At 42.4% G+C, this 26,621-nt stretch carries 19 protein-coding genes and 4 pseudogenes; 6 read left to right on the top strand and 17 right to left on the bottom strand.

Going from position 1 to position 26,621, the window contains the following annotated elements:
• Nucleotides 1–235: 235 nt before the first annotated feature.
• The gene (locus ACYRY3_RS22880) at nt 236–3,553 is read left to right on the top strand and encodes an EAL domain-containing protein (protein WP_460203937.1); all 3,318 of its coding nucleotides are present in this window, start codon (nt 236–238) and stop codon (nt 3,551–3,553) included.
• Here the strand turns inward: ACYRY3_RS22880 and ACYRY3_RS22875 are convergent.
• On the bottom strand, nt 3,543–3,710 hold the full coding sequence (locus ACYRY3_RS22875; protein ID WP_460203936.1) for a hypothetical protein: 168 nt from the start codon (nt 3,708–3,710) through the stop codon (nt 3,543–3,545). The genes ACYRY3_RS22880 and ACYRY3_RS22875 overlap by 11 nt on opposite strands.
• 658 nt (nt 3,711–4,368) lie before the next feature.
• On the opposite strand from ACYRY3_RS22875, the pseudogene ACYRY3_RS22870 reads away from it, so the two are divergent.
• Nucleotides 4,369–6,411: pseudogene (locus ACYRY3_RS22870) on the top strand (PAS domain S-box protein); the annotation flags it as partial.
• Nucleotides 6,412–6,471: 60 nt separating this feature from the next.
• Here ACYRY3_RS22870 and ACYRY3_RS22865 read toward each other — a convergent pair.
• The 7 genes and pseudogenes from ACYRY3_RS22865 to ACYRY3_RS22835 form a co-directional block, all read right to left on the bottom strand.
• Nucleotides 6,472–7,059, bottom strand: a pseudogene (locus ACYRY3_RS22865) (ATP-binding cassette domain-containing protein); the annotation flags it as partial.
• A gap of 147 nt (nt 7,060–7,206) precedes the next feature.
• The gene (locus tag ACYRY3_RS22860) at nt 7,207–8,910 is read right to left on the bottom strand and encodes an alpha/beta hydrolase (protein WP_460203935.1); all 1,704 of its coding nucleotides are present in this window, start codon (nt 8,908–8,910) and stop codon (nt 7,207–7,209) included.
• 74 nt (nt 8,911–8,984) lie between these two features.
• A complete protein-coding gene (locus ACYRY3_RS22855) occupies nt 8,985–10,205 on the bottom strand; it encodes a cytochrome P450 family protein (RefSeq protein ID WP_460203934.1) in 1,221 nt (406 codons plus the stop codon).
• A 188-nt stretch (nt 10,206–10,393) separates the two neighbouring features.
• Nucleotides 10,394–11,560 (bottom strand): ABC transporter permease DevC, encoded by a 1,167-nt coding sequence (gene devC, locus ACYRY3_RS22850; RefSeq protein ID WP_460203933.1) that lies wholly within the window; start codon nt 11,558–11,560, stop codon nt 10,394–10,396.
• Nucleotides 11,561–11,657: 97 nt separating this feature from the next.
• Complete coding sequence (locus tag ACYRY3_RS22845) at nt 11,658–12,947, bottom strand: ABC exporter membrane fusion protein (RefSeq protein WP_460203932.1); 1,290 nt, start codon at nt 12,945–12,947, stop codon at nt 11,658–11,660.
• Between the two features lie 83 nt (nt 12,948–13,030).
• Nucleotides 13,031–13,663: a TetR/AcrR family transcriptional regulator gene (locus tag ACYRY3_RS22840; protein WP_460203931.1), complete on the bottom strand. Its 633-nt coding sequence runs from the start codon at nt 13,661–13,663 to the stop codon at nt 13,031–13,033.
• A gap of 49 nt (nt 13,664–13,712) precedes the next feature.
• The gene (locus ACYRY3_RS22835; RefSeq protein WP_460203930.1) at nt 13,713–14,261 is read right to left on the bottom strand and encodes a TetR/AcrR family transcriptional regulator; all 549 of its coding nucleotides are present in this window, start codon (nt 14,259–14,261) and stop codon (nt 13,713–13,715) included.
• Between the two features lie 1,302 nt (nt 14,262–15,563).
• Here ACYRY3_RS22835 and ACYRY3_RS22830 point away from each other — a divergent pair.
• Both ACYRY3_RS22830 and ACYRY3_RS22825 read left to right on the top strand, forming a co-directional pair.
• Complete coding sequence (locus tag ACYRY3_RS22830; RefSeq protein WP_460203929.1) at nt 15,564–16,451, top strand: hypothetical protein; 888 nt, start codon at nt 15,564–15,566, stop codon at nt 16,449–16,451.
• A 65-nt stretch (nt 16,452–16,516) separates the two neighbouring features.
• Nucleotides 16,517–16,666 carry a hypothetical protein gene (locus ACYRY3_RS22825; protein ID WP_460203928.1) on the top strand — a complete coding sequence of 50 codons (150 nt, stop codon included), beginning with the start codon at nt 16,517–16,519 and terminating at the stop codon, nt 16,664–16,666.
• 62 nt (nt 16,667–16,728) lie between these two features.
• Here the strand turns inward: ACYRY3_RS22825 and ACYRY3_RS22820 are convergent.
• Nucleotides 16,729–17,179, bottom strand: a pseudogene (locus tag ACYRY3_RS22820) (RNA-guided endonuclease InsQ/TnpB family protein); the annotation flags it as partial.
• Between the two features lie 67 nt (nt 17,180–17,246).
• On the opposite strand from ACYRY3_RS22820, the gene ACYRY3_RS22815 reads away from it, so the two are divergent.
• Entirely contained in the window at nt 17,247–17,468 is a 222-nt protein-coding gene (locus ACYRY3_RS22815) for a hypothetical protein (protein ID WP_460203926.1), read from the top strand.
• A 167-nt stretch (nt 17,469–17,635) separates the two neighbouring features.
• Here ACYRY3_RS22815 and ACYRY3_RS22810 read toward each other — a convergent pair whose 3' ends face one another.
• The 4 genes and pseudogenes from ACYRY3_RS22810 to ACYRY3_RS22795 all read right to left on the bottom strand — a co-directional run.
• Nucleotides 17,636–21,148, bottom strand: coding sequence for a WD40 domain-containing protein (locus ACYRY3_RS22810; protein ID WP_460203925.1), 3,513 nt, complete (start codon nt 21,146–21,148; stop codon nt 17,636–17,638).
• Nucleotides 21,149–21,324: 176 nt separating this feature from the next.
• Nucleotides 21,325–21,546, bottom strand: coding sequence for a hypothetical protein (locus tag ACYRY3_RS22805; protein WP_460203924.1), 222 nt, complete (start codon nt 21,544–21,546; stop codon nt 21,325–21,327).
• Nucleotides 21,547–21,615: 69 nt separating this feature from the next.
• The gene (locus ACYRY3_RS22800; RefSeq protein WP_460203923.1) at nt 21,616–22,005 is read right to left on the bottom strand and encodes a hypothetical protein; all 390 of its coding nucleotides are present in this window, start codon (nt 22,003–22,005) and stop codon (nt 21,616–21,618) included.
• A 150-nt stretch (nt 22,006–22,155) separates the two neighbouring features.
• A pseudogene (locus ACYRY3_RS22795) lies at nt 22,156–22,329 on the bottom strand (ribonuclease Z); the annotation flags it as partial.
• 48 nt (nt 22,330–22,377) lie between these two features.
• On the opposite strand from ACYRY3_RS22795, the gene ACYRY3_RS22790 reads away from it, so the two are divergent.
• The gene (locus ACYRY3_RS22790; protein WP_460203974.1) at nt 22,378–22,470 is read left to right on the top strand and encodes a tyrosinase family protein; all 93 of its coding nucleotides are present in this window, start codon (nt 22,378–22,380) and stop codon (nt 22,468–22,470) included.
• Here the strand turns inward: ACYRY3_RS22790 and ACYRY3_RS22785 are convergent.
• The 4 genes from ACYRY3_RS22785 to ACYRY3_RS22770 form a co-directional block, all read right to left on the bottom strand.
• Nucleotides 22,467–22,676 carry a hypothetical protein gene (locus ACYRY3_RS22785; protein WP_460203922.1) on the bottom strand — a complete coding sequence of 70 codons (210 nt, stop codon included), beginning with the start codon at nt 22,674–22,676 and terminating at the stop codon, nt 22,467–22,469. The genes ACYRY3_RS22790 and ACYRY3_RS22785 overlap by 4 nt on opposite strands.
• A 296-nt stretch (nt 22,677–22,972) precedes the next feature.
• Nucleotides 22,973–24,859: a CHASE2 domain-containing protein gene (locus ACYRY3_RS22780; RefSeq protein WP_460203921.1), complete on the bottom strand. Its 1,887-nt coding sequence runs from the start codon at nt 24,857–24,859 to the stop codon at nt 22,973–22,975.
• A 54-nt stretch (nt 24,860–24,913) separates the two neighbouring features.
• Complete coding sequence (locus ACYRY3_RS22775; protein WP_460203919.1) at nt 24,914–25,591, bottom strand: response regulator; 678 nt, start codon at nt 25,589–25,591, stop codon at nt 24,914–24,916.
• Between the two features lie 313 nt (nt 25,592–25,904).
• Nucleotides 25,905–26,606 carry a hypothetical protein gene (locus ACYRY3_RS22770; RefSeq protein WP_460203918.1) on the bottom strand — a complete coding sequence of 234 codons (702 nt, stop codon included), beginning with the start codon at nt 26,604–26,606 and terminating at the stop codon, nt 25,905–25,907.
• Between the last annotated feature and the right edge of the window lie 15 nt (nt 26,607–26,621).

Here is a 26,621-nt window from a genome sequence, read left to right as displayed (position 1 = left end):
CTGCTTACCTAAGGTAGATTCTTGCATCATGATACTAAACTCGTTTAGGAAAAACTCAAACTCAGGTTAACCGCCAATAATAGCAGTTTTCATATGGATAAGGTATACCTAGCAACGCCTGAGTGTCAGGGCAAACAGCAGGAACGTCCCTACTCATGTACTTGATGGAATTACACACTGCTATCAGTCCAGACACCAGACCTTAAATATACTTACCTAAAGCCCCAGTAACCTTATGGACAAAAGCTTAGTTCGAGTCCTCCTTATAGACAATAGCGAAGATGACTACATCATGACTCGTAACTTATTGGCTGATGTTGAGGTAACTCGCTTTGATTTGGAATGGGTATCAACTTATGAAACGGCGTTGGAGGCAATCGCCCGTCAGGAGCACGATATCTATTTGATTGACTATCACATATGTACTCACAACGACTTAGATTTACTTCGAGAAGCATTGCAAAGCAATTGTGAAATCCCCGTGATTATACTGACAAGCTCGTCCTCAAATCATGGTCCTGGCTCAGAAATCATGGAATTAGGTGCGGTAGATTGTTTATCTAAGCGTGAAATTAATGTTCAAATTTTAGAGCGATCCCTCGGCTATGCTATTCGGCAGCGGCAACTTTATCAGCAAGTCAAGCTTCAGGTTAAAACTTATTTGGAGGAGCAGGTTCAACAGCAAACCTACTACCTACAACATGCTCTCGATTTTGAAAGCACTCTCAAATGCATTACCCATAAAGTTCGCAGTAGTCTTGATGAAAATCACATTTTACAAACAGTTGTGCGGGAATTGGCAACGACCTTGAAGGCTGAATGTTGTCATGTTGGACTCCATCACACTGACTACACTGCTTCAACTATCTACCATGAATACCCTCTTGTGCCAAACTCCGTTCAAGATTGCGTATATGCGATTGCAGATGCTTGCGCTCCCCATCTCGACAGCCATTTATTGCAGGGGCATTTATGTCAGTTTTGTTTTACGACAAAACATTCTGTTAGCACCAATCAGACTAAAGCAGTTATCCTGGTTTGCCCCATTTTAGATGACCAAGGAATTTTGGGTAACTTGTGGTTGTTAAAACCGCAACAGCAAACTTTTGAAGAGATGGAAGTAGAATTGGTGCAGCAGGTTGCAATTCAGTGTGCGATCGCCCTACGTCAATCGCGCCTTCATCAAGGTACTCAAGCAAAGGTTCGTGAATTAGAGAGACTGAATCAACTCAACGATGCTCGCTTTCAAGCATTTATGAACCACAGTCCTACGGTGTCCTTCATTAAGGATGAAAATGGGCGTTATGTTTATGTCAACGAGCTGATGGAGCGCATCTTTAAGCTTAAACAGAGCGATTTACAAGGCAAGACCGATTACGATTGGTTACCAGAAGAGACAGCAAAGCAAGTCGATGAGAACGATCGAATCGTTCTTGCCACAGATAAACCAATCGAGACTATTGAAATTATTCCTACCCCAGATAATTGTCTGCATTACTGGTTAACCTTTAAATTTCCCATGACAGACCTGTCTGGGCAACGGTTTGTCGGTGGCGTTGCTGTTGACATCACTGAGCGCAAACGAGCAGAGACTAGTTTGCAAAAGCTCAATCATGAGCTTGAAATGCTTGTCCAGGCAAAGACTGCAAAATTACAGCAGGCTGTCGAACAACTAACAATTGAGATTAACGAACGCAAACAAGTTGAGCAAGCCTTGAGACAGGCAAAAGAGGAACTGGAAATTCGCGTTGCAGAGCGAACCCATGAATTAGTTCAAGCAAATGATTATTTACAGCGAGAACTTTTTGAGCGGAGACGAGCTGAGCGAGCACTCTTTGAGGAAAAAGAGTTAGCACAAGTCACCTTGCAATCCATTGGAGACGCAGTCATTACCACCAATGCCCTAGGTAAAATTCAACATCTAAACCGAGTGGCAGAAACCCTCACAGGTTGGAGTCATTCAGAGGCAAAAGGATTACCCATCACAGAAGTTTTTCAGATTGTCCACGAACAGACTCGTCAGCCAGTTGAAAATCCTGTCGAAATCGCATTACGTGAAGGACGTATTGCAAAACTTCCCCAACATACGGTTCTGATTGGTCGTGATGGGAATGAACTTCCAATTGATGACTCTGCAGCACCTATTTGTATGAAGGATGGGCGGGTTATTGGAGCCGTTATGGTGTTTCATGATATTTCCCATATCCGCAGCCTGACTCGTCAGTTGTCTTGGCAAGCAACTCATGATGCTTTGACTGGATTGGTCAACCGTCGCGAGTTTGACAACTGTTTAGAGCAAGCACTGATTTCGGCTAAGGCACAACATCAAACTCACGTCTTGTGCTACCTAGATTTAGATAATTTCAAAATCGTTAACGATACCTGTGGTCACACTGCAGGCGATGAACTTTTACGTCAAGCCACAACGTTGTTTCAATCCCAGATTCGCAAAACAGATACACTGGCTCGTTTAGGCGGTGATGAGTTTGGTATTTTGCTTAATCAATGCTCTTTAGATCGGGCAGTGCAAATCGCGAATGCTGTGCGCGAGCAAATTCGAGAATTTCGGTTTGTATGGCAAGACAAACCTTTTACCCTTGGCGTCAGTATTGGACTAGCTGTTATTGACAAAGACACTAAGAACATTGCCACAGTCCTCAGCGCTGCCGATGCTACCTGCTATGCAGCTAAGAACAATGGACGGAATCGAGTACATATTTACCAAAGTGACGATATCGATTTGGTACGTCAGCACGGGGAAATGCAATGGGTGGGGCAAATTACTCAGGCGTTAGAAGAAAATCGGTTGTGTCTGTACTATCAGTCTATTGTTCCGACTGCATCGCCTCAGGTAAAAGGAGAGCATTATGAGGTGCTCGTGCGCCTGCAAGACAAAGCGGGACATTTGATTCTGCCAATGGCATTTATTCCAGCCGCAGAACGCTATAACCTCATGCACCTCATCGATCGCTGGGTGATCCAAACACTGTTTGCTACTCAAGCAGAGCACTATCGAGAAATCTGGAGCTGTTGTCAGTCATCAAAGTGTGAATGCAATTATTTGTATGCCATCAATCTTTCTGGAGCTAGCATCAATGACGAACAATTCATTGAGTTCCTCTACGAACAGTTTGCCTTACACCAAATTCCCCCCTCTCTTATTTGTTTTGAAATTACCGAGACTGTGGCGATCGCAAACTTGAGTAAAGCAGCTCAATTCATTCGAGAACTTCGCAATTTAGGTTGTCGATTTGCTTTAGATGACTTTGGCAATGGAATGTCTTCCTTTGCTTATCTCAAACATTTACCTGTTGATTACCTTAAGATTGACGGTGAGTTTATTAAAGATATTGTGGACGATCCAATAGACTCAGTCATGGTAGAAGCGATACATCAAATTGGGCAAGTTATGGGCATCCAAACCATTGCCGAGTTTGTGGAAAATGATGCCATTTTACAAAAAGTTAAAACACTGGGAGTCAATTATGCTCAAGGCTATGGAATTGCAGAACCTCGTCCCTTTTCTTTAAATCACAGCTTCACTATTCACTAATTGCATCCTTTAAAGTGACATCTTCATATATCGCTGCTATGGAACAGCGAAAATCAACACTTTCTAGATGTACTTCTTCGTCTTTTCCATAAGAAAAAAGTTCCCAGCGACCTTTCTGATTGCGACGGAAAAAGTCTACAATCATTGCTAAGCGCATAGCCCACGCTCCGCGTTGCCGTAGGCTATGCCCTTTGGGCTATAGACTATGGCGGTTAATAATTCTTACAACTTAAATATAACTAATTTATTGCAGCAATTAATATTCTAAATCTTGCTCGTCAAGGTACCGGAGGGCATCCGGGAACAAACGCTACAGGAGTTGGAACCTCTACTTTGGTTGGCGAAAGCCTGCTAGAGCAAGTGCTGACGATGAATGTAGAATCCCCGACCCTTTAGGGCGGGGAGTATCAATAAGTAGAGTCACCAAATTAAAGGTAAAACTCTTGTTTTCAGAAAATTGATTTCTATGTTTTAGATTTTTCATATCAATCTAAGTAAATTTACAGCAATCAACAGAACGCAAGTGAAGAAACGTAAATATACTTACAACCCTTATTAATTACTGAAGAAAGGCAGAGGGCTGAAGAGACACATTGTAAACTTCAATACAAAAATTTTTTCTCTGTTATCGGCTCAGGCGATAAAGTAATTTGAAGTCTTAAATGAATAAATTAATACATTTTTAATTGGTATATCCTCTTAAAAAAACCATGATTTTTCTCTATTATCTATTCTCTATTCTCTGTTGCATGTTAAAATAATTACAATTGTAATGAAGTGAGATAATTGCGCTTTCCCTGCTCTGTAATTCTGTTATGACCTCTGCTCCTGTTGCCTCATCCGTGAATCAATTGGTTTTATCCGAAGAAGCTTTTTTCTTTGAGCGATCGCTCGATCTGCTGTCGGTCATTAGTCTGGATGGCTACTTTAAGCGGATCAACCCTGTATTTACCCAAATCCTCGGTTACTCAGAAGCAGAATTATTAGCCAATCCTTTTCTTTCCTTCGTGCATCCAGACGACTACTCCGCCACACTGGCAGAAATGGAAAAGCTGAATGCGGGGATACCAACACTCAATTTCGAGAATCGTTATCGCACGAAGGATGGCTGCTACCGATGGCTGGCATGGACGGGATCGCCGCAGCTTGATAGGGGAGTGATGTACTGCATTGCCCGTGACAAGACAGAGCAAAAAAAGACCCAAGCCGCCCTACAACGCGCTAACTGTGAACTAGAACAGCGTGTTGCCGAAAAAGCTGCCCAGTTAGAGCAGCTAAAGGCGGCATTGCGGGAGAGCGAAGAGTTTAAGCAACGTATGTTAGAGAGCAGTAACGACTGCATCAAAGTCTTAGATATTGACGGACGGCTGCTTTACGTCAATCAGGCAGGGCTGTGTTTGATGGATTACGACAATTTCGAGTCTGTTCGCAATGCTAAGTGGACTGCTTTTTGGGAGGGTGACAATCGAGCCAAGGTAGAAGAGGCAATTGCGGCTGCCACCAAAGCGGGAGGAGTTGGACGATTTCAGGGGTTCTGTCTAACGCCAAAAGGTAGACCGAAATGGTGGGATGTTATCGTTACACCAATACAAGATGCGGATGGACAAGTGAGACAGCTACTGTCTATTTCACGAGATATAACCGCTCGCAAAAAAGCCGAGGAAGCCCAGCAACGCTCGGAAGAACGCTATCGCACGCTATTTGAAACGATGGAAGATGGCTTTTGTGTCATCGAAGTCCTGTTTGATGAAAATACTACACCCATCGATTATCGCTTTCTGGAAATAAACCCTGCATTTGAGCGACAAACCGGGCTCCAACAGGCAGTGGGTAAAACGGCACGCCAACTCCTTCCCAATCTGGAACAATTCTGGTTTGAGACTTATGGCAGAGTGGCTTTAACGGGTGAACCCGTTCGCTTTGAAAATGGCTCTGAAGACATGAAACGCTGGTTAGATGTTTATGCATTTCGCATCGAGCAGCCAGAGAACCACAAAGTTGCCGTCCTGTTCAAGGATATTAGCGATCGCAAAAAAGCCGAGTCAGCCCTGCGGGAGAATGAAGATCGTTTGCGGATAGCAATCGCCTCTGCCCAATTAGGAACTTGGGATTGGAATCTGGTGACAGGAAAATTGAAATGGGATATCGGCTGCAAAGCCATGTTTGGGTTACCCCCCGATGCCGAGATTACCATAGAGGTGTTTTTTGAGGGCTTACATCTTGATGAGCGCGTTCGCCTTCGGAAAATTATTCAAGAGACGCTCAATCCGGCGTCGGGTGGCTCTTATGACACTGAGTATCGAACAATCGGCATTCAGGATAAAGTTGAACGCTGGCTGAGGGCAAAAGGGCAAGCCTACTTTGATGCCAACGGAAAACCGCTACGTTTCAGTGGTACGGTGTTGAATATTACAAAGCAAAAAGAAGCCGAAGCACAATTAATTCATGACGCTTTTCACGATTCACTCACTGGACTGCCAAACCGTGCCTTCTTCCTCGAACGGTTGGAACATGCGCTTGAGTTAACAAAGAGTCATTCAGACTACAGATTCGCTGTCCTGTTCCTAGATGTGGATCGCTTTAAAGTGATTAACGATAGTCTTGGTCACATCATCGGGGATCAATTGCTAACTGCGCTGGCACGGCGATTAGAAAGGTGCCTGAGTGCAGGAGATACAGTTGCCCGCTTAGGAGGAGATGAGTTCACAATCCTATTGGAGGATATCAAAGGCTTAAATGATGTCACACATATAGTTAACAGAATAAATGTAGCCTTGGCAGAAACTTTCAATCTCGGTGGACAGGAAGTATTTACTAGTATCAGTATTGGCATCGCTTTCAGCGCCACAACTTATCAGCAGGCAGAAGAACTCATCCGTGACGCTGACATTGCAATGTACCGTGCTAAAGCATTAGGCATCGCGCCCAGATTTTTTGTCAAGTGCAGCAGTGGGTTCGTCTGCCAAAATGATTTTAGGTTGGCTCACGAGCGCACGAGCGATCGCTACCCTTTGCTTCTGTCCACCCGACATATTTTCTGGGTAGTAATTGGCACGATGTCCCAACCCTACACTCTCCAGCATGGAGATCGCCATTGCGTCCATATCCTGATTCAGCATTTTCTCATGCAACTCTAGGGACATTCGCACATTTTCTTTAGCTGTCAAGAACGTCATTAGGTTATGCGCTTGGAATATATAGCCAATTTGACGGCGAATTTGTGTCAACTGCTGCTTGCTTGCACCACAAATTTCTTGTCCTAATATCTTCAAACTACCTTCTTGGGCAGAACGCAGTCCACCCATTAGTGTTAATAGCGTGGTTTTTCCTGAACCACTAGGACCAGTCATAATGACAATGTCACCAGAGTAAATATTTAGGTTAATATCGAACAACGCTTGTTTGCGAAGTTGTCCCTCACCAAAGTAATGATTGAGATTACGAGCAGAAATCACGGGTTCACTAACTTGGGATTGGTTGGAGTCAGGGGAGAAAAGGGTTTGCATAGGATTTTATTAATTTGTGAGGTTCATAATGACCCCCCGCCTCCGGCATCCCTCTTAATTAATGGAGGACTACAGGGGGGTCGAATAAAGCTTCTAACTATGGAGAATCGGTATGAGCAATGAGGGCAATCTTGATAGGAATTGTAATTAGAACTTTTGCGCCCCTGGACAAGAAAGATTCTGTGTTGGAGATAACTGAGTTGCAGTTAAAGAACGTACAAATCTTAGAGGTAGAGGCGATTGACTGATGCTTTCTGCATATGATGGATTAAGGTAATCACGATATTCAGATTGACCAGCTACATGAGTTTTTGCAAAAGCCAAACTCATTGCTTTGAGATAGCGACGGGTAAGAGCTGGATTGGGGTTAGCTAACTTATCAGGAATAGGGAAAGCACTAGCAAATTCTTGGTTGTCATAAACGTGGGTTCCACCTTGAATCTTAAGCAAATACTTATTATCACTGGTGAGCCAGGTAAAGGGGCAAATTTGTTCCACTAAAGCAGGTGTGACGGCATCATGGCTACCTGCAACTAGCATGACAGGAACCCGAACTTGGCTTAGACCTTTTTGCCCAAAAATACCACTGATGACAGGGTTCATGGCGAAGACTGCTCGAATGCGCTTGTCTTGCAAGGGATAGTGTGCTTTATCGGGCAAGTTAAGCGCTAAGCACTGAAGTAACAATGAAACATTTGCTGCATTCAAGTTGAAATTATCAACTCGGCACTCTTGCTTAAGTTGTTCAAAATTCAGTTTTGCTCCCGCTAAAGCTAGTGCAGTGTAGCCACCAAACGAGTGCCCCAAGACACCCACTTGTTGCAGATTCAACCGACCTTGGATTGAAGGGCTGGATTGATTCAGACGTTGAAGTTCATCCAGCAAATAACTAATATCTTGAGGTCGGTTAATGAATTCTTTGGCTTCAACGGCTTCCTTTACCGCGCCTTTAAGCAGACTTTGTAATTGCTGGTTATTGCTCCCTGGATGTTCAACGGCAGCAACGGCAAAACCATGAGATACCAGATGTTGTGCTAAATAGGCAAAATCTTTGCGGTCAGATCCGAACCCGTGAGAAATGACCAGTACAGGAGCAGGAGAAGCCTGTTGAGGCAGGTAGAGGTCAGTTACAAAGGAGCGGCTCCGAATATGGTCTTTAAATGCAAGTGTTTCTTTTCGCCATTTCACCAAACCGGGCAGCTGCAAGTTAATAGGTTGGGCAAGATTGACAGATTGAGATGCAATGGCTTCAATTTGCGATTGTTGTTCAATCAGTGCAGTTGCTTTATCAGTTTGATGAATCAGCGAATCAAATACATCCACAATTTCAAAAGCAAGAGTAGAGTTGATGCGAATTGTCGGAGAAGGCAGTTTTTTAAGCACGTTGACCAGAGTTAACCCTTCTGGATCGGCTGCAGCGAGAATTAGCGAGGCGCGGAGTGCATAAAAGCCATTTAGTCGAGAATCAGTCCTAATCAATTCACCCAGATACTGTAACAACTGTTCTCCCATTGAAGAATAGAGGAGTTGAGCAACCATGAGTGGGGTTAACTCAACTCGATATCCCAGAACGGAGCGTAATTTCGCCAATTTTTGTGGCGGAATATGCTGAGCGTAGAAACTTAATTCCCCGTCCTTTTTGCCTTCTCGTGCATAAGTTTCTAAGGAAGTGACAGAAATAGAGAACTCTCCTAGATTGGAGGAGAAAGAGACTCGCTCAGCCCCCAAGGCAGGGATAACGGTTAACACTGTAGACAAACACCCTAATGCCAATCCTTGCAGCCAACACTTTTTACTGATTGTACTTTGCTTGATGCAAAGCCAGTGCTTGTACCAATGACAATGGTTCATAATGAAAGAAAGTTTGAATGGCAACTGGTTTGTGCTGATTTTTGCTGAACTACGACAGAAGCCAACAAGAAGGCTCAAAACTTAACAGGCAGAGCTTCGAGACCACGGATATTCAAACCAGGACGCCAACGTAATTCTTCCGGTGCAACAGCTAGTTTTATATTTGGAAGACGACGCAGCAGGGTGTTAATTGCAATCTGTCCTTCTAAACGTGCCAGTTGTGCACCCAAACAATGGTGGATACCGTAGCCAAATGCAATGTGCTGATTGTTTTGACGAGTAATGTTGAGTTCATCAGGTTTGTTAAAGTGTTTTGGGTCATGATTAGCAGCACCTAGCACCACCAGTACTAACTCACCTCTAGGAATGATTTGCCCGTCAATTTCCACATCTTCTTTAGTGTAACGTGATGATGCGGTCTGGACAGAAGCCTCGTAGCGCAAAAATTCCTCAACTGCTGGCTTAATGAGTGACGGATTATTCTTGAGTAGGGCAAGCTGGTCGGGATGTTGTAGCAACGCTAATACACCATTACCAATTAAGTTGATGGTGGTTTCGTGACCAGCAAGGATCAGAAGATGAATCATTGAAATAAGTTCGTCTTCATTGAGCTTGTCGCTTTGCTCTTCTGCCATAATTAAAGTGCTTATCAAATCGTCAGCAGGAGTCTTACGCCTCTTGTCCAACAATATACGAATGTATTCAAAGAATTCTGCCGCTACAGCAAGGGCTGTTTTATCAAAGTAAGGGTCCATAACATTTATTCCCTCAACCAGTGCCTTCGACCAATTGTGAAATTTATCGCAATCTTCATCAGGAATACCAAGCATTTCCGAGATGACATTCATGGGCAAAGGAAAGGCATACTCTGCAATCAAATCCATCGAGCCTTTGTCTTGTACTGCATCCAACAATTCTTCAGCAATCTCTTGAATGCGTGCTCCAAGTTGCTCAATTCGTCGGGGTGTGAATGCTTTAGAAACAAGACCGCGCAGCCGCGTGTGATTTGGGGGATCGCTGTCAAGCATACTACGCTCTAAAAGCGTTAATGTTGGTTCATCTGGAGGCAATTCTGCAAGTTCCTCCGGCATTATGGCGTTACGGAAATCCTTTACAAAACGCGGATCTCTAAGTACTGCTATAGCGTCTTCATATCGCGTGACTAACCATAATGGTCTACCATTTGACTGCATCACTTGATAAATTGGAGCATTTTTACGTAAGTAAGCGTAAGTAGGATAGGGATTTGCTTGGAACGCAGAGCTAGATAAATCAATATTTTCGTGTACTCTCATAATGCGCTTCCTTTTTGTACAAGATGGTTATAGTAACGGGAAAAGAATTACAGGATTGAACTTGTCAGAGGGTAAATTCTAAGCACTTTAGCAGACGGTTTTAGACTATCGCCATCTGTTATAGCAACAGGGAAAAGAAACAGCTTCTAACGACAAGATTTTTAATTTGTTTGAGTTTGATTTTTCGACTAAAAAACGTCGGCAGGGTCAGCAGAGTGCAGTTTTCGCATGGCGATCGCTCCCGAAATAAAGCACATCGTGAGTGTTAAAATAAACACGGTTACACCCCGTTCAACAGTCATAAAAATTGGGAGCATGGTAGCAGTAGCTGTTAGTTGATAGAGCCCAATTGCAAAAACAAAAGCTGGCATATAGCCCAACACTGCTAGTATCAGGGCTTCTTGGACGATAATTCCCAGCAAGTAATTATCCGTATATCCCATTGCTTTCAATGTAGCATACTCAGGTAGATGATCGGCAACATCGGAATAAATAATTTGGTAAACAATTACGATTCCGACAATAAAGGAAACCATGACACCCAAACCAAAGATGAAACCAATGGGACTGACTCTTGCCCAATAGTTTTTTTCCACCTCTGCAAAACCTTCAAGAGTCAAAACTGTCACATCCTCAGGTAAAGCAGCCCTTAAATTTTTTGCTACCAGTTCTGTGTTTGCACCTGATTTTAACTTAATCAAACCCACTTCAATGTCGTTGGGATTGCGATTGGAAAAGACGTGCAAAAACGTAGAATCGCTTGTAATCAAATTGCCATAGGCAGCAAAGGATGCACCCAAGGTAAATAAACCGCTGACTCGAACATTTATATTATTTAATTCGGTTTCAACAGTTGCATGTTCTTTAAAGAGAGTGGCGATAGGTCCAAAATCTGGCAAAGATGCTTGGTCAAACAGAACTGTATTCAACATTTGCAGTTGATGGCGGTTTTGATTGACCTCAGGAAACTTAAATGCCTTAGTTGAAGGGTCAGTGCCAAACACTAAAATTGTCTGCGTGCGGAGATTTTCAGGGTTTTTCCATTGTCCGGAAGCAATGTACAACGGGCTTACTGACTGTACGCCTTCAATAGCTTGCGCCTGATACAACCGCTCTCTTAAAAAGCTTTTTGGCGTAAACATAGTCTCAAAGTGAGGGTTCAGCACTACCAAATCCGCGTCTAAGCTCTTTTGCGGAGCCATCGAACTTTCATAAAGAGAGGCTTCAAATCCCATCTGAGCAAATATAAGAATATCTGCAAAAGCAATCCCTGCCACTGCCACTGCCAGACGAGTTTTTTGTTTCATCACCTGCCGCAATGCTAACGGCGTTTTACAAAGCCATTTGCGAAACATAGTTGAACAACCTTGAATGACCTTTGATGAAGAACAGTTACTGTAAGCCATCGGCTTCCAGATGAAAATTTTTTATTCTCGTTTGAGTAGATAAACTCTATAGCTCAATCGCTGTCTGCACCTGCAAGTTAGTCAAACCAGCTACTTGCTTGCTGTGTTCTGGATTCAAGCGAATTTTCACTTCGACTACTCGGCTATCCAACTTTTCCCCTGGCTGATTGCTGAAAATGTTTTGTCGGTCTACCTGCAAGCCAATCTGTGTCACGACTCCCTGCAATTCTCCAGTAAAAGCTGGACTTGTTACTTTTGCTTTTTGTCCGGCTTTAACTTTACCAATGTCAGTTTGATAGACTTCTGCTACTGCCATCATCTGGTTGGTTTGTGCTAAGTCAGCTATGCCAGTTTCACCAATCCTTTCTCCAACTCGCGTATGAATTTTGAGAATCTGTCCTGCCATTGGTGCGCGAATGTGAGTTTGCTCTAGATTGGTTTTTGCCTGTTTTAGTGCAGCCATTGCGTTTTCTACTTCCTCTTGCGCTATTTGTACATCCACTGGTCGGACTTCGGCAATTCTGTCTAGGGTAGCTCTAGCTTCTTTTATTTCTTGTTGTCGGGATGCTTGGATGCGTCGGAGGTTGGCGCGTGCTTCGTTGAGTTGTTCCTCTCGAGATGCTTGGATGCGTCGGAGATTAGCACGTGCTTCGTTGAGTTGTTGCTGCGCTGTTTCAAAAGCTAAGTGTTTGCTATCCCGCAAGGAAGCAGAAATCGCTCCCTCTCGATACAGTGTTTGATAGCGTTCATTTTCCACTTGAGCATTTTTTAATTGTGCCTCCATCTGCATGATAGTCGCTTTTTGTGCCTCAATTTCCGTGCTTTGTTCTGCTTGCAGGCGAGCAATAGCTGCTTTTTGAGCTTTGATTTCTGTCTCCTTTTCTACCTGCAAGCGGTTTATAGTTGCCTGTTGTGCCTGAATTTCCCCTGCTTTCGCTCCGGCTTTTATCTGTGCAAGTCTAGCTTTGGCAACGTTAACTTGTTGTTGCGCCTGTAGCACGGCGTCTTGTAGTTTATAGCGGGAGTTAAGAATTGCCACAACCTGTCCGGCTTTTACTTCGTCACTCTCCTTAACTAGGAGTTTCGCAACGCGATCGCTCTCCAAATCGATTGGTGTAGACAGGCGAATAACTTCAGCTTCTGGCTCAAGTCGCCCTAATGCGGTCACTTTTTTTATAAGTGGTTCAGTTGCTATAGGTTGAGGAGAAGGTTTTTGACCTACTATACCAAACTGAGAAATGCCATAAACAATAATTCCACCCGTGATGGCAGTACTAGTAACGATCAATCCAATCAACTGACGATTTGAAGGTTTGGACAACAGTTTAAAAGTCATAGCCTGTGCTTTTTGTAAATTGTTTGTGCATTAACTAAAATTACAAAAGTATTCCTTGATTAGTATTACTAATTGCTAATTTTTCAATGAACAATTAGTTTTTCCCTATTCTTAGAGATTCCCTGCTCTAAATAGGCTTTTAGTATTTTCTTGAACAAAGTACATTGCTCGGGAATTGAAACCCTCTCATTCCCCCGTATATGCTCAATAATTAAGCCATTAATAAGGGAAAATGTAAAGGAGGCTAGCACTGGATCTTCAATTCCTAAAAAATCATGTATTTCCAGTAAAGAACGCTCAATAATTTGCTGAGAAATCTTGCTGTTTAATCCCTCATTAGAATCTTGACATCGATAAAAATCAATCAAGATATACATCCTTTTAATAAGAGATTCTTTCTGCTTAACTAAGAAGGTCTCAAAGGTTTCCAGTCGTTCTTCCCAAGTTTGGTGTTTGTCGAAGTCGAAAGTTACTTTTAACTCATCTTGCTGACTTATTTCTTCTACCAATTGCTCAAAAAGTGCTTGTTTACTGGGAAAGTAGTGATATAGCTTTCCAGTAGAAACACCTATAAATTGAGCAATTTCACGCATTGTGGTAGATCTGTACCCTTTTTTAGCAAATAAATCAAAGCTCTTACTGAGTAGTTTTTTGCGATATTGCTCACAGTCAACGGTCTTAGGCATAAGGCAAGAGAAAAGAATATCAAATTGCACTAGCCTTGGAATTACTGATATCAAAAGACATTTTTCATTACCTAACTTTTTAGGTCAAAGCTAAAAGAGCTTCCATAACCTTTTGGCGTGATGATTCGTCAGGCGCTGCCAAGCCGAACATATCTGCCATCCATAAACCATCAACAGCTAACCGAATGATTGTGGCAACCACAGGATCGGCTCCACTTTCCTCAATCTTTTGTTGTATTTGATCGAAGTCAGCACGTACAGGCTGAAGCAAATTTGGGTTGACGGCGATGGCAGCAAGTAAACCTGCACCAATTTTCACCAGTTGGCGATCGCAGGGGAAGTTGGCACGAATATAAGCCCGCAGCAAACGTTTAGATGTGTCGCTATCTCGATCCTGATTAAACTCTAGGGAGAGCTTAGCATTCAAGTCGTTGATGATCTGACTAATCATCCCAGCAATCAGTGCTTCTTTATTTGGAAAATGGTAGAGCAGACCGCCCTTACTAACACCAGCTTCACGGGCAACAGCTTCCAAAGTTAGTTTGTCAGTCCCACTGGTGAGAACTATTTGACTGGCTGCTTGAAGGATAGCATCACGAGTTTCAGAGGAGACTTTAACTGTAGGCATGGCAACAATATTATTTAAACGCTGCTTGAATTTACTATACCGTCCGGACGGTTTTATGTCAACTCTATCCTTTCCCGATTAATTATTGTCTCAATACAACGGTATCCGTATCTCGGCTCGACCTCTAAAGGACGCTCACGGCTTTCATCCCTTGTCTGAAGCACAGATGTAGCTCGTAGCGTGGCGGAGAGATACATCTTCAAGGGTTTTCAGCCGTTTTCTTTATAAAAAAAAACCAAAATTTTACTGCAGATTGAGTGAGGACATTTACACTTGAGAAGTGTAAAGCCCACGACTGTTTGTTGGAAAAAGTTAACAACTTTCAGCCTTGGCTGGAGCAAAATTTGGGCTTGGGGCGTTTCTGTTCCACAAAAAGCGCGGTTTCAGTCAAGGAGTTTTGTAGATAAGCGCTTGTGCTCGTGAAACTTAGGTGCGTGTAAAGGGCTTCGTTCGTCTTGCCCTGTCGCCCGCTATTTAAGCTTACACGCAGGTAACTTAGGAGGTCGTACTCAGTCAATACCTGCTTAAAATATCTTTACAAACCTTTTTGAGTTCATCGTTAGCTTAACTTCCGGATCAACTTCCCGATGTGCAATAGGCTAAAATAGTTTTATGATGGTTGAATATATATCAAGATGGTTGTATGTAAAGTCAAGTCAAAGATACACATCTACGACCTGCTAGAAACTTTGTTATTCAAAAAGATGGAACAATACAACCCCACCACCTCCGAAACGTTAAGTAAAAAGGACGAACCCTATAGAAAAGACCAATTTTTCTAATAAGCCAAAGGTTACGGACTCACAAAAGTTCGGAATTGCTTACTGCGTCCCCAGATGTTTACAAACCCGAAGCAGTGTTATGTCCAATTCTTTCACCTTATCTTGGTCTTTTTTCTCTTATTTTCAGAGTGAGCGAACCGTTTTGAACCAACTACTTAAGAGTATAGCATATCTTAGGGACAACGTATCAAGATTCATCTATACTACAGCCCATGTCTTGCTTCTACGGCGTTTGCTGCGCGAGAACATGAGTTTGTTTACCATATTTAACTTCTAGTGGAGATGAACTGAGCGGAGCATTGATGGGCTTACTCTCATAGCCATAACGCCTGAGTAAGACCATTATCGGGCAGCAAGAGTGAACAATTCAATATCGGATTTGGGTTAGAAACAGGTAACACCTAACTAGTCGTTTAAATCGTAAGTTACCAGTTCACACAGTTTGTGCTTTCTTCTATCGTCTGGGCTTGTAATTATTCAAGCTTAATGTTGTAGTGTCAAAATAGTTGCAAATCGCACCATGAATTCTTTAGTTGATATGCAATCAAGATGTATTGCGGCTAATAAAATAATGGTAACGACTGTCAACAGCAGTGGGTTACATCGACTCAGTTCCGTAAAGAACAGCGCTTTCCTCAACCAACAGAAGGTCAGTGTAGACAGTGCAGCAACGACCAAAAAGCTATTGGATGGAGCCATAACATTTGCCAGGAAAGCTGTATTGCCGAGTAGTAAACCACCTGCCTTGACTCGGTTGCGCTGGGTATGGAGACTTGCCGCTTCCTACCATCTGTGTCATTCCACCCCTCGACTGATGGAGGAAGCGAGAGAACGCTTTGCAAAAGCAGGACATAGAAGTTTAGCGCAGTGGGCTGCACAGAAAGCTATTGAGGAAAAAGGACATGACCAACTTGCTCTACTTGATATTCAAGCAATGGGATATCAAGCACAAGCTGTGGTGGAAGTACTCGTTCCTCCTGCCGCCATAGCTTTGATGGATTACTTTATCCGAAGTGTGCAATTTCCTGACCCAATAGCTTGTGTTGGCTATTGCTATACGATGGAGCGTCTATCGTTAGGTATTGGAAAAGAGTACATTCAGCGAGTGGAAGCTTTACTTCCTCCAGGTACTCATGCTACTCGTTACCTGCGCGTACATAGTGGTATTGGCAGCGATGTGGAGCACGTGGAGGCGATAGTTGAGGTTGTTGCAGGGCTCTCTCCTGAAGAGCGTGCCCGCGTAGCTATTGCTTGTTACGAAACTGCACTATTGTGCTTTAACCAACACAAGGATGGCTACATATCAGAAGAAGAACTCCAGAATGCGTTAACACCACTAAAGTCCCATACTCGCCAACAGGCAATATCTGATTTTCATTTGAAACGCAAAGTAACCAGAGAGCTTTAAATAGCTTATCTCAAACATTTTTGATTGTACCGTTGAAAACAACTATAAACTATAAGGAGAATACAATGATGACCACAACAATTACAGCTATCGGACAACAGTTTTTGAGCCTGGATCTTATTAGTCAGTTCAATAGCATGGAAATTGACCTGGAATGGATTTTAGCCAATGAATTCGAGCAAGGATTACCAACCGACCTCCTTGCTGGTGTTTGATAATTTCCGGTTCTTCCTGTGACACTCTCCCACACTTACCGCTTGCGGTAAGTGTGGGCTTCTCAGACAATCCGGCTACTGCTGTGCGTAGACTCTGAGCTTTAAGAACGGTATGCCCTTCCGCTCTTTTTCTTATATTGATCGCTGCGTTATGATCCCTGTCCAAGCTACATGAACAATGAGGACATCTGTGTCATTTTTCATGTAGTTTTTTTGGAACTTTAGCACCACAACCAGAACAATCTTGAGATGTATTTTTGGGGTTGACAGCTATTACCAACAAACCAGCATTTTCGCTTTGTTTGCAAGAATTGATAAGAAACTCGACCAAGCCGCATCATGTATTGATTTTGCCAGCTTAGACTTTGCCAATCCCTTAATATTCAAATCTTCATGTGCTATCACGTCGTACTTTTTTAGCAGCGCATTAGCAGTTTTGAAATGAAAATCTTTTCTCTTATCAGCAACTTTTTTGTGTTGCAATGCAAGTTGTTTTACTGCCTTGGCTCTATTTTTACCTCCTTGTTTTTTATTTGTTGTACTCATGGTAGCATAAATGAGGAGATATTGAGGAGATTTTATGAAAGATGATTATTTAAGAATACGGATGAGTAAGAAGAGAATGGATAAGTTAAGATTATATGCAGCGATGAAGGATACGACGATGACCCACGTAATAGAAGACTTGATTGATTCATTAAAAATATCGGAGATAGACGGAAAGTCTGCCGGACAGAATCTTCTGTCCGGCGAGCTTTCCAAAAAGATTGCTAATCCCGCTCCCGCATTAACTGACAGTTAATATAGGTAAGCAGTGCGGTGGACGGATCTCCCGGCATAAAGCAACTGCTTACCCGGAGGGTCGGGGATTGCAATCTTTTTGTCCGGCTATTCATCCCACACTTCCCTACGGGTAAGATGTGGGATGAATAGCCGTTCAAGCTAAATGACCAAACCTAAACGGTTGTCTTAAACTGCTCCCAGCGCTTTTAACGTAGCAATAGTTGCTTCAGTTAAACCTGTAACCCCCATAATGTTCATGCGCTCATAAGGTTTCTCAGCTTTCAAAATTTTTAAGCACTCACCTGTTGTGACATCCCAAAGTCTGATTGTCTCATCTTCGCTGCCACTAACCAGAGTTTGATTATCAGAACAAAAGTTGACTGACCAGATCCAACCTGTGTGGCCGTGCAAAGTTCTTTTGCACTCACCAGTGCTAACATCCCACAATTTAACTGTGTAATCTTGACTGCTAGTAGCTAGCGTCTGGCTGTCGGGACTAAAGGCAACAAATTGTAACCAACCTGTATTTATCTGCAAAATTTTTTGGCATTCACCAGTGCTGACACTCCATAACCTTAACGTTCTATCCGGACTGGTACTTGCCAAAGTGTCGCCATCCGGATTAAAGGCAATAGACCAAGCCCAACTTGTATGCCCCTCTAAAGTTTTGTTACACTCACCAGTGCTAACATCCCACAACCTTATTGTTTGATCCAAAGCGCCACTGGCTAGTATTCTCCCTTGAGGACTAAAGGTAACAGACCAGATTGCGGCACTGTGTCCTTGGAGAGTTTTCAGGGCTTGACCTGTACTCACATCCCACAACCTTATTGTTTGGTCTTCACTACTACTCGCCACCATCTGACCGTCAGAACTGAAAGCAACTGACCAGACTACAGCAGTATGTCCCTGGAAAGTTCTCAAAGCTTGACCCGTACTAACATCCCACAGCTTCACCGTTTTGTCTCCACTACCACTGACCAGGGTATTGCCTTGTGGGCTAAAGGCAACTGAGTATACCCAATTAGTATGCCCGTGGAGAGTTTTTAAGGCTTGACCTGTGCTAGCATCCCACAACCTCACCTTTTGGTCATGACTGCTACTGGCCAGTATCCGACCATCAGAACTAAAGGTAACTGAAAGTATCTGATTGGTATATCCCTGGAAAGTTTTGATACATTCCCCGTTATCAACGCTCCACAGCCTCACCGTCTGGTCACGACTGCCACTAGCTAATATATTACCCTGTGGGTTGAAGGCGATTGAAAACACCCAATTAGTATGTGCTTGGAAACTTCTAATACATTCGCCACTGTCAACACTCCAGAGTTTTACTGAGAAGTCATGACTGCCACTAGCCAACATATCACCTTTTGGGTTGAAAGTAACAGACCATACCGCATTGGAATGTTCCTGTAAAATTCTTTTGCATTTACCCGTACTGACATCCCACAACCGGATTGTATTGTCATCACTACCACTAGCCAGCGTTAGATCGTCAGGGCTGAGGCTGATTGACCGTACCCCATCGCGATGTCCCTGCAAAATTCTTTTGCATTCACCAGTGCTGACATCCCAAAACCTGATTGTGTTGTCATCACTACCACTAAAGACTGTCTGTCCATCCGAGCTAAAGGTAACTGATAATACCCAGTTCGTATGTCCCCGCAATACTCTTTTGCATTCACCAGTCCTGACACACCATAGCCTCACCGAAGTATCATCACTGCCACTGGCTAATGTATTACCATCCGGACTAAAAGCAACTGACCAAACCTCATTCTCATGTTCCCGCAATGTTTGAAGACATTGACCTGTACCAATATCCCACAGCTTCACAGTACAGTCAGTACTACTGCTAGCAAAAGTTCTGCCATCAGAACTGAAGGTGATTGATAAAACCCAGCTGCTGTGACCCTTACAGGTAAGAAGTTGTTCCCCATCCGCAACTTGCCGCAAGCAAATCTCTCCATTGGTATCACCTGTAGCAAAAACTTTTCCATCTGGGCTAAACGCTACCGATAACACCCCACCGAAGGTTTCAGCAAAAACAGATTTTGCCAAATCAGCATGAGCAAAATTAGCTTCTTGCAACTGTGCGTGCTTGAGGTCAGCTTGCCAAATCGTTAAATATGAGAAGTCATAGCCTCTCAAATTAGTTCCCTGTTGATACAGTAAATTAATAATATTACCAGCCGTGTACCCAGGTTCCCGTAGCGATGTCTGTCTCAGCCGAGCTACCACTTGAGTTAACTGTTCCTCAACACCTTGCTTGTTCTTCAAGTCGTTGAGTAGTCCATCAAGGACAGGCTGGAGGATAAGACGAACTTGTGCCTCTCTGACATAGTCCTTCCCCTGCGCCTTTATCAGCGCATGGCTCTTGAAAAGTTTGATATTTTGAGTAACAATCTCTTCACAAAATTGCTCTACAAATCGCTGAGTAACGTACTCCATGAGCACTGGTTGTAGTGTAAAGAGTAATTCGCTTCTCTCAACTAGCACTCGCCGTCCTAACGACTCCACAGCTTCCAGTAATTTTGGTAATGGTATTGGTGAAGCCATGTCTTTTTGCAATTCTGAGAGTGCGATCGGCTCGCGATTAATTGCTAGCCAGTACATGATGTCCTTTTCTAAATCTGACAAGCGATCGAACTGCTGTTCTATAATATCGCGAATGTCTCCAAAAACAGCCGTGTCTTGCCGCAAAAATTCAGTAACATTACCACCAAAGATATCTTGAATCGTTGTAGAGACTATCTTTAAAGCTAATGGATTACCTGCATAACGTTTAACCATGACTTCCCATTCGCTCTTTGCTGCAGATAGCCCTTTGACTTGAAAAATTTCCTGTCCTTCCTCCACCTTCAAACCTCCCAGTTGGAGTGAACGAACAGGTAGCCCTTTTCCTTCCAAGGATGCCACTTCTTTAGGTTTTTCTCGACTAGTCAATACCAAGCAGCTGGTGTGAGTTGCTTCTCCCACCCGTTTGAAGAACTCACCATATCCCTCATATCCCTCTCGATATTTTCCAGTTCTAGTGCCACTGCTTAAAATTGACTCTGCATTATCAAGTATAAGCAGACAGCGATGATTCCGTAGATAATCAAGTAATAGTGATACTTTGTCACTTAAGTTTTCTGGCAAATTAGCTTCTGAAACTTGCTCGTTGGACAAGAATTGGATTAGGTTAGCCAGGATAGCTTGAAGTGGCGGGGCTTCTCGTAGAGAACGCCAGATAACGTACTCAAAGCTCTCCTGAATTTGTTGAGAAAACTTTACAGACAGAGCCGTTTTACCAATGCCACCCATTCCCAATACTGCCACCAATCGGCAGCGCTCATGGATAACCCATTGCTCTAAAGTGACAAATTCTTCTGTGCGTCCATAAAAAATTGAGGTACAGATAGCTTCTCCCAAATCCAAGCGCGTATTAGAACTTAAATAGTCACTTTTTTCAAGTTTTAAATTAAAAGCTCTGTATAACTCCTCAATCGTCCGTTTGTCAACCCCTCCTTCACGATTCATTACTTTGGAGACCGTACCGGTATATAGCCCAGAACGGGCACTTATTTCTTCAAAGGTGTACCTGTTGCCAAAATTTTCTTCCGCTTCTGATTTACGCTTCGCCTCCTGAAGTTTTTCCAACCCCTTGGGGGTAAGTGCAACGCCACGTTTACGTCTCCAATTTTGTAAACTCATACATTAAAAGTGGGGAAAGATAAAGGATATAAACTTAGTAACTATTGAAAACTTCAATTAAGTTAATAAGTATTGCCAATAAACAGATCGAGGGAAAATCCAAACACACCTATAAGCATACATAAAACTTGAGCCTCCTAGCCCTACTACCCGACCACAGTGTCATTGCTAATACGCTACGAACCGCCTCGTTCTTGAAAAGCTGCTGACAACGTAAACGGCAAGCAACCAGGATTAGCAGCTGCCCACTCCAAGGCTTCTGCAATTAGGCTATCGCATCCTGAATCAAGGTAGAATTCCATTTTGGCAATCTGTAACAGACGCGATCGCTCAGAACCGGAAATCAATCTTCCCGCAATGATGCTGTACTCTCGCAAAACCTTGTTGGCTTGAGCCACTCCGCGAGCTGAAGCTACGCGGATTCGGGCAAATTTGGGTCTAGCTTTTCGTCCTTACTGACTATCTGGCTAGACTTTTTGCCTTTCTGGGATAACTGCTTTAAGGGAAAATGAGTCTTCCCGCTTATGCGCTGGCGCGCACGCTTCGCGAACGGACTTGCCTACTCGACTTGCAGTTTGGTTTTCATAACGCTTCCAGGCATCCACAAGGGACGGCTCCGTCCCCGAATACTGACGAGCAGCACTTTCCCATAGAAGCTGATCCTCATTAACAAGTCTACTCAAATACGCGCTGAAGAGGTCGCGGTGCATAACTGCTTTACCTGTTACATCTTTATGGACACGTTCTGATAGACTTTTCTTGATACGTTGCCCATTCAAATGAGTTTGTAATAGTGCAGTATATGAAGTAGAAAAGGTGATGAATTGACCGCCAGCAATTTCAGCTTTGCGTTGCAATTCAGATTGTACAAATCCTGGAGACTTTGCAGCTATTGCTTTACCATAATGTCACGCCCGATAAATCGGGTCGTGTCGGCATTCCACCCCAATATAAATAGCGTATCTCACATCTTGCACCTGTACGAGTAAACCGCAAATAAGCTTACTTACAGCACATAAATTTAAGACTAAAAGAAAGAACCGCAAAATTTGATGCTGAGTCCCTTCACCACAGTCAAATAACCACATCTGAGCCCGTTGTGGTAGTCTCAGGGCTACACTGGAAACATTGCGTGCTCGCGTAGGTACACCGGAACTCGTCCCTAGAAATGTTATCTGCACAGCTTTATTTTGCCTTCCTCTTGCTGAATTTAGCACCAATATTTATATATTGGCACTCACCGCACTAAACTGACGGCAATTTTCTGGTTGCATCATGCCAATGTGGATCGTCTTTGGACTGAATGCCAGAAAAATACCTAGTTTTGCACTCGAAATCGGTTCTGCCCGAATTGAGCTAAAAATCTCGTACCCGATGAGTCTGTATTGGTACCTGGTGGTTTTTGATTGCTAGGTGGTCGGTATTCGGCTAGCCCCACATGAGTAAAAGAAAGCACAATTGTCAAAATACAAGTTGTTAACAGCCCAGTATTTAACAGTTTGTGTAAAAGCCATTTCCTGTGAGTCATATTCACATCCTCCCCGGCATTACACTGAGAAAAAGTAATTTTTTTATTGTTTATATATACTTATTCTAATACCAAAATTAACTCACTAACTTGTTTTTTTTAATTCTTAATTCTCACAATTTACATAATATCTCATCAAGGATTTATTCTTTGTTCGTAATAAATATTCTCTAATTCAAGCGAGACTTATTTAAAGTAAGAACCATCAAACCACTCTTATTCTAGCGTTGAAGGAAGAACAAGTTTGTTGCAGAAATAATTAGCAAGAAAATTCTGATGGCTGCACAGTCTATCCATTACCATCGGTAAAAACTCTTAATAGGCCAAGATAACTCGCAGAGAGTACCTTTTGGAAAACGGGAAGAACGCCTAAATTTTCCTTTTAATTGTCTAGCCAAATTTCTAAACTGCTGTGTTCCCCTACCCTCTTTAGATGAGTTAATACCCAGACCATCATCTAGGATACTTAAAGTACACCAGCCCTCGTAGCTAGTGCAAGTGACCTCAAGACAGCTGACTCCTATAGCGTGTTTGCCAACATTGCACAAAGCTTCTTCCAAAAAGCGGCAAAGACTTAGCTTTTGCTCTATACTTAAGTAGCGATCGCCTATAGGATCGAAGGTACGGATTTTCACTTTGAGTGTTTTAAAACAGGGAAAGTCTCGTTCTAAAGTAGAGTTATAAACTTGATAGAGAACTTCATGAATTGGGTCTTCCAAATTGAGGATTAATCCTTTTCCTAAATACAGACAACTATCTTGAGTTATGGGTTCTTGTTGTAAAAATTCATAAATTCCTCTTAGCTCGTGATTTAATTTTTCCAGTTCTCTTTCTAGTTGTGCAACTAATTCGTTTGCTGGTAAATCCCTGTCTCTGACAAGCTTTAAAGTTTTCGCTAGAGTTTGTAGTGGTCCATTATGAATTGTTTCAAATGTGCGTTCTATCAAACTTTGGCGAGCATTCATTCTAGAACGCAAGGCTCGATCGTACTGATATAAGGCTGTCATCCCAACACCATTCAAAGCCAAAACAAGCATTGCTGGTGTAATCGGAACCCACAAACCCCAAAACAGAAGAAGTATATAACTGGCAAATACAAGATTAATGCTCGCAAAGAAAACAGCTAAAAGATTGATGAGAGGCGATTTCGTTAGCCTAGCAAAAGTAATTCCTAACAAACCCCAACACAGAATCCATATATATTCCCACCCTTCCGACCAAGTATGCAAGAAGGGTCTTCCGTCAAGTACTGTACTGATAATTTGAGAGGTATTATGTGCCAGGATTTCTACTCCATACACTCGTCCCGGTGCAGGTTTAGTAGATGAAATTGCGGAAGTTGTTATCAAATCTTTCACACTAGAAGCAACGACCCCAATAATGACAACGCGATCGCGTATCCAGTCCGGCTTAAAATTTCCTGTTTTAATATCCTGAAGAGAGAGAATTCTAAATCGTTCTTGACCACTCCGAAAATTGAGTAGTACCTGAACTCCACCATCATCCGCTTGAACGTAGCCTCCAGAGTTAGATAAAAATCTAGGTAATTCGGTATTGCCAAATCTAATAGTGTTTTCATCATGAATCCCGTTTTCTAAAACGATTCTTTCACGACTTAGATAAGCTGTAGCTAAATTAAGAGACAACGAGAATTTGTAACCTTTAGTCGTTGGTGTTGCTAGCAAGCTACGTCTCAATTTCCCATCATTATCAATAATTTGGTCGGCAAAACCAACTTGTTCTGTTGATAATTCCATTGGTGGAGAGACTTGTTCTGGTAAAACTTTTTCTATAGCAATCAAATCTTTAATCTCGTGAAATGCTGTAGCTAGTTCGCTGTATCCTGGTTCAACCGGTAAATTTCTAAAGATATCAAGACCGATCGCTCGAGGATTGAGATCGTGCAATTTTCTTAACAATATAGCCAGTTCTTTATCTGGTATAGGATAAGTTCCTATATCATTAATATCCTCTTCGTTTATACCTATAATAATAACGCGTTCATCAATAGGTTCTTGAGGTCGCAGACGAAGAAAATTATCAAAAAATAACCACTCTAAGGCTTGCATGCAACCTGCGAGACGGGTAGCTATTACCAACCCAATCACCACAATGCCAGGTAATGCGCCTACACGCCAGATGGTAATTTCTTCTTTTACTTTTTTCCAAAATTCAGGCTGCATAAATTTATGTTTTGAGTAGTAAGTGGTTATTGGTAAATAACTACTTACTACGAACTAATCAATTAAACCTTCTTCTCTAGCTCGCATTTCCGTTTGAATGCGGATGTTTTTTCCCTCTTCAGGATAAACATTTAAAGCATCTTGCAGCTTACTCCAGTAATGACGCACCATCCGTTCGGATAGGCACATTTGTTCGGCGATCGCTTTATCTTGTAATCCTTGCTCAAAAGCCAGAGTTAGTACCCTCAGCCACTCTGGTTTCACCTCCAACCCAGCGTGAATTCCTTTAATGTCTTTAGTATGAGTTAACCCCTGTAAAGCCCAATCAACTCTAATCAACATTTCTTTACTGGAAAGACTTTTATCTGCTACGGTAAACCCCCCTTTATGAGTATCAATGTCAGGTCGGATTCGCACCAGTGTTCTAGCGTGAACACTTTGGACAACAATATTCAGGGTGGGAAATTTTTTCATTAAGGTTTTCAGAAGTTGAACACCTGTATCAGGTCGTGCTAACATACCGGGGCTTTCTGGAATAGATAAATCCATAACAACAACATCTGGTGTTAAGCTTATAACTTGATTGAGGGCGTTCTTAGCAGTTAGAGCAGTCATGAATTTAGCCTCTGGATAGTGTTTTTGTAACACATCTATAGTTCCACTTAAAACTGATTCATGATCGTCAATAACTAAAATACTAAGCAATGCCTTGTCTGATATAGCTTGTTTCATATTTTTTACCTCCGTTGAAATTTCTTGTGGTACGGGCTTTTAGCCCGCCACTTATACAGGACGGGCAAGGACGCCCATCCCACATTCCGGGGTAATTTATTTGTTGGAAATCCCTTATATAAAACCCTAGAATCTATAAGCAAAATATGTATGTATTCTACTATTCCTATTGCTGCAAAAGATTCAGGAATTTAGTATATAATTCTTAACTTTTCAAGGGGAAATTTACTGATATTTAATTTTCGGCTTTGGTCTATCTAGAAAAGATTGAGTAAAGTCCTATAGACAACCTTGTTGCAAGCAATCGCCATCATTACCAGCAGAAGTACCAAGTTATGTTTAGACTTTTGTGAAGGTAAAAACATTGACCTGATGTTAAAATTCTAAAACTTTTACTAAGAAATTTAAATTCCAACTGACTATAATACAAGATTGATGTAGAAACAGATACATCGGGATAAGTCATTTGAACTATGAATTTAGCTCTATTTTTTCGTTCTTGTAAATGGATATAAATTGATGTTGGAGTTAAAACTTCTGGTACAGTTATTCTCAGTAACTCCTCTAAAGACCAGGCAACTATCAAGCTACGTTCAATTGGTTCGTGTTGCCACCTCATTGGTAAACTGATATTGAAGCATATATCTGGATGAGAGATAGCCCAAGTTTGTAATACGCCTTGAATTGCTAAAGGCAAGCTCCCTTGAAAGTACTCTGGAAATAAACGCTCGCTCAATCGAGTAAGAGATTGATGTAAATTATCAACTTTTTTTAAACATTCTTGAGTTTGATGGGCTGATAGCTCCAAATCATCACTTGGTAAAAGTTCTAAACTGCGACGTATTATAAAAGATTCTTGTAATAAGCTGTCCCGAATTGCTTCAGCTTCTAAAAAAAGTTTTATAGATTGTCTGTAAGACCACCAATGTAATGCCTCTTGGGTTTTATAGTAAGATGCAACAAAGATGATGAGGGTAATGCAGTAGATAATTGAAAATATAACGATCGTACACAATCCAGCCTCACAAAA

The organism is Scytonema sp. NUACC21 (assembly GCF_054684315.1).
The sequence above is the reverse complement of the archived record's forward strand: the minus strand, read 5'-3'. Positions and strand labels throughout refer to the sequence as shown.

Coding starts and splice junctions, on each gene's coding strand:
- ACYRY3_RS22880 (WP_460203937.1), top strand. CDS start 236: ATGGACAAAAGCTTAGTTCGAGTCCTCCTTATAGACAATAGCGAAGAT.
- ACYRY3_RS22875 (WP_460203936.1), bottom strand. CDS start 3,710: ATGCGCTTAGCAATGATTGTAGACTTTTTCCGTCGCAATCAGAAAGGT.
- ACYRY3_RS22860 (WP_460203935.1), bottom strand. CDS start 8,910: ATGAACCATTGTCATTGGTACAAGCACTGGCTTTGCATCAAGCAAAGT.
- ACYRY3_RS22855 (WP_460203934.1), bottom strand. CDS start 10,205: ATGAGAGTACACGAAAATATTGATTTATCTAGCTCTGCGTTCCAAGCA.
- devC (WP_460203933.1), bottom strand. CDS start 11,560: ATGTTTCGCAAATGGCTTTGTAAAACGCCGTTAGCATTGCGGCAGGTG.
- ACYRY3_RS22845 (WP_460203932.1), bottom strand. CDS start 12,947: ATGACTTTTAAACTGTTGTCCAAACCTTCAAATCGTCAGTTGATTGGA.
- ACYRY3_RS22835 (WP_460203930.1), bottom strand. CDS start 14,261: ATGCCTACAGTTAAAGTCTCCTCTGAAACTCGTGATGCTATCCTTCAA.
- ACYRY3_RS22830 (WP_460203929.1), top strand. CDS start 15,564: ATGAATTCTTTAGTTGATATGCAATCAAGATGTATTGCGGCTAATAAA.
- ACYRY3_RS22825 (WP_460203928.1), top strand. CDS start 16,517: ATGATGACCACAACAATTACAGCTATCGGACAACAGTTTTTGAGCCTG.
- ACYRY3_RS22815 (WP_460203926.1), top strand. CDS start 17,247: ATGAAAGATGATTATTTAAGAATACGGATGAGTAAGAAGAGAATGGAT.
- ACYRY3_RS22810 (WP_460203925.1), bottom strand. CDS start 21,148: ATGAGTTTACAAAATTGGAGACGTAAACGTGGCGTTGCACTTACCCCC.
- ACYRY3_RS22785 (WP_460203922.1), bottom strand. CDS start 22,676: ATGACTCACAGGAAATGGCTTTTACACAAACTGTTAAATACTGGGCTG.
- ACYRY3_RS22780 (WP_460203921.1), bottom strand. CDS start 24,859: ATGCAGCCTGAATTTTGGAAAAAAGTAAAAGAAGAAATTACCATCTGG.
- ACYRY3_RS22775 (WP_460203919.1), bottom strand. CDS start 25,591: ATGAAACAAGCTATATCAGACAAGGCATTGCTTAGTATTTTAGTTATT.